At 73.3% G+C, this 3,478-nt stretch carries 2 protein-coding genes and 1 pseudogene; 1 reads left to right on the top strand and 2 read right to left on the bottom strand.

Annotation, left to right across the window (positions count from 1 at the left end):
• Positions 1-174 precede the first annotated feature (174 nt).
• Positions 175-1,587: a class II fumarate hydratase gene (locus tag QH283_RS00155; protein ID WP_280500989.1), complete on the top strand. Its 1,413-nt coding sequence runs from the start codon at positions 175-177 to the stop codon at positions 1,585-1,587.
• A 26-nt stretch (positions 1,588-1,613) separates the two neighbouring features.
• On the opposite strand, the gene QH283_RS00160 is transcribed toward QH283_RS00155, so the two are convergent.
• Positions 1,614-2,390, bottom strand: a complete 777-nt coding sequence (locus QH283_RS00160) for an ESX secretion-associated protein EspG (protein WP_280500990.1) — start codon at positions 2,388-2,390, stop codon at positions 1,614-1,616.
• A pseudogene (locus QH283_RS00165) lies at positions 2,387-3,478 on the bottom strand (hypothetical protein); the annotation flags it as partial. The gene QH283_RS00160 and the pseudogene QH283_RS00165, both read right to left, overlap by 4 nt.

Genomic DNA, 3,478 nt, shown 5'->3' on the forward strand with positions numbered 1-3,478 from the left:
GTCCGGGGGCGGTTTCATCCGTGACGCACCGCCGGGCGTCCGGTCGATCCATGACGGCGCCTGGTTCGGGGGAGCGGGTTCCGGTGATCCGGCGCGCCGGGCGGTTTGTGTGGTCTGTCTCCGCGCCGCGCGTGGCATCCCCACGGATCGTTCCCGCGGCCTACTGTCGGAATCATGACCGAGGAGACGCAGTACCGCATCGAACACGACACCATGGGCGAGGTACGGGTCCCGGCGCGGGCGCTCTGGCGGGCGCAGACCCAGCGGGCCGTGGAGAACTTCCCGATCAGCGGCCGGGGTCTGGAACGCGCGCAGATCCGGGCGCTCGGCCTGCTGAAAGCCGCGTGCGCGAAGGTCAACCGGGATCTCGGCCTGCTCGATCCGGCCAAGGCCGACGCCATCATCGCCGCCGCGAACGAGATCGCCGACGGCAGGCACGACGACCAGTTCCCCATCGACGTCTTCCAGACCGGCTCGGGCACCAGCTCGAACATGAACGCCAACGAGGTGATCGCCTCGATCGCCGCCGCCAACGGCGTCACCGTGCACCCCAACGACGACGTGAACATGTCGCAGTCGTCCAACGACACCTTCCCGACCGCCACCCATCTGGCGGCCACCGAGGGCGTGATCCGCGATCTGGTGCCCGCGCTCGAGCACCTGCGCCTGGCGCTGCTGGACAAGTCGGTGGAGTGGCGCACGGTGGTCAAGTCCGGCCGCACCCATCTGATGGACGCGGTGCCGATCACCCTCGGCCAGGAATTCGGCGGCTACACCCGGCAGATCGCGGCAGGCATCGATCGGCTGATGGCCACCCTGCCCCGGCTCGGCGAGCTGCCCATCGGCGGCACGGCTGTCGGCACCGGGCTCAACGCGCCGGACGGGTTCGGCGCGAAAGTCGTCGCCGAACTGGTCCGCGCCACCGACATCGACGCGCTCACCGAGGCCACCGACCACTTCGAGGCCCAGGCCGCCCGCGACGGCCTGGTCGAGCTGTCCGGCGCGCTGCGCACCGTCGCGGTCAGCCTGACCAAGATCGCCAACGACATCCGCTGGATGGGTTCGGGTCCGCTCACCGGCCTGGCCGAACTCCAGCTGCCCGACCTGCAGCCCGGCAGCTCGATCATGCCCGGCAAGGTCAATCCGGTGCTGCCGGAGGCGGTCACCCAGGTGGCCGCCCAGGTGATCGGCAACGACGCCGCCGTCGCCTTCTCCGGCGCGAGCGGCGCCTTCGAGCTCAACGTCTACATCCCGGTCATGGCCCGCAACGTCCTCGAATCGATCCGCCTGCTGGCCAACGTCTCCCGGCTGTTCGCCGACAAGTGCGTGCACGGACTGGTCGCCGACGTGGAGCGGCTGCGCACCCTGGCCGAGTCCTCGCCCTCGATCGTGACCCCGTTGAACTCCGCCATCGGCTACGAGGAGGCCGCCGCGGTCGCCAAGGAGGCGCTGAAGGAGAAGAAGACCATCCGCCAGACGGTCATCGATCGCGGTCTGATCGGCGACAACCTCACCGAGGAGGAGCTGGACCGGCGGCTGGACGTGCTCTCGATGGCCAAGGCGGACAAGGCCGATCGGGCCGGCTGACGCCGCCGCGGCACGCGGAGGGCCGCTCACGGTCGGTCCGCCGCCAGCCGGGCCATGACCCCGGCGAGGTGGCGGGCCATCTCACCGGGGCCCGCCGGACGGATCATCAGCGCCCGGTTCGCCAGGGTCTCCAGGTACCGGCCGTCGGTGGCGTCGAGCCAGCGGGCGGCGGTGACGCGCCGTGGTCGCGGGACGCGGGCGGGCAGGACGGTGACCGCGCCGCGGGTCTGGTGCGGCTGGTTCCAGAAACGCCGGTAGTCCTCGGCGCGCTCGCGGTGCGGCCGGACGCCGGACTGTTCTTCGCGGCCCGCGGCGAGATCGTCGAGCAGGAAAGCGCGTTCCGGCACCGATCCGGGTGGGCGGTCCGGCAGCAAGGCCACCAGCTCCGTGCTCAATGCCGTTGCCGGGCAACGACGTAGACGGACCGCACCGGTCTCCGCGTCCTGGATCGCGACCACCGCGTCCCGGCCCGCCGTCCCGCCCACCGCACGGATCTCGGCCCCCGCACGGCGGTTGTCGTAGCCGAAGAGCTCGATGCGCCATTCGGATTCCGCGAGTGCGCGCACGGCCCGGCGGATCGGCTCGTTGTCCGGGCGCTCGAGCACCGCGCGCACCTTCCTCTGGTAGGCGCGGTATTCCCGGATGCTCTCGAAACGGCTGGTGAAGCGCAGCGGGAACGGCATACGGTCCGCTCCCGTGCCGAACCAGGCCGCGGCGAACTGTTCACCGCCGGCCGTCCACAGATACTTCTTCGGCGAGGAGGCTCGCGAAGCGAGCGCGGCGACGCGTGGCAGGTCCGTCATCGGTGCTCGTCGTGGTCGGCCGCGCCGAGAACAGGCGGGACGTGGGTGTCGTGGACCGGCTCGGTGAGCCGTCCGCGGCGGCGCGCGAACGGCTCGATCGGTGGCAGGTCGAGAGGGCTGTCGCCGGTCGCTTCGACCGGGAGCGTTTCCGCCGTGGGTTGCCCGGCGCGCCCGGACGGGGGGCGAAGATCAGGCAGCCGTGGAAGTTCCCGGGTGACGCATGTGTCCGCCTCGTCCTTCTCCCCGCCCGCACCGATCACGGGCGGGGTCGCCGGCCAGGAGATCGGCGGCGGGCTGTCCGGCCCGGTGATGCTGTCGTCCGCGCCGATCGCGGGCGGCGTCGTCTTCCGCAGTTCCCCGAGCAGTTCCCGGCCGTATCGAAGGGCGTGCCTGCGCGCCTGCTCGGCGAGCCCGCCCTCCCCCGCGCCCGTCTCGGCGGACGCGGTGTCCTCGGCGCCGATCCCCGGTGGACCCGTCTGCTCCGGCGCAGCCGGCGCTTCGCTGTCGCGCGACGACCGTCCGGCCGCCGACCCGCGCTCCCGCGGCGGCGGATCGTCGGCTCCCAGTGCGGGCGGCACCGTCTTGTCCCGCGCACCCAGCAGTTCGCGAGCGTGCTCCTCGGTCCGCAGGTATTCGGGCGCACGGTGTTCGACATCGGCCTTCGCGCCGAGCCGAGCCGCCGCGGCGAGGACGCCCGCGATGCCGCCCGCCCCCACGACGGCCGGACGAGCGGCCGGGACGACCGGCGGCTCGGCGCTCGTCGGGATCGGCTCCGTCCAGAGGGCGGTCGGGGGCAGGGAGACGCCCGGGCGGGGCGGCGGAGCGGCGCTGTCGGCCGCGGCGAACGCATCCGGCGGGGTCGTCCAGGATTCGGGCGGGACGGCATCGAGGAAGGACGTCGCCTCCGGCGCGGGGGGCGCGGACACGGGGGCGCCGGACTGTGGAGAACCGCTGGTTGCGGGGGCGGCGGGCGCGGAGGCGACCGGAGCGGCGGGGGCCGGTGGTGCCGAGGTGACCGGAGTTGCCGGTGGTGAGACCGCCGGGGCGACCGGCGCGGACGCGCCCGGCGCGACCGGGGGCGGGGCGGC

This window comes from Nocardia farcinica (genome assembly GCF_029867845.1).
GTDB lineage: Bacteria > Actinomycetota > Actinomycetes > Mycobacteriales > Mycobacteriaceae > Nocardia > Nocardia farcinica_A.

Excerpts from the sequence above, each read along its gene's own strand:
- QH283_RS00155 (WP_280500989.1), top strand. The coding sequence starts at position 175 with ATGACCGAGGAGACGCAGTACCGCATCGAACACGACACCATGGGCGAG.
- QH283_RS00160 (WP_280500990.1), bottom strand. The coding sequence starts at position 2,390 with ATGACGGACCTGCCACGCGTCGCCGCGCTCGCTTCGCGAGCCTCCTCG.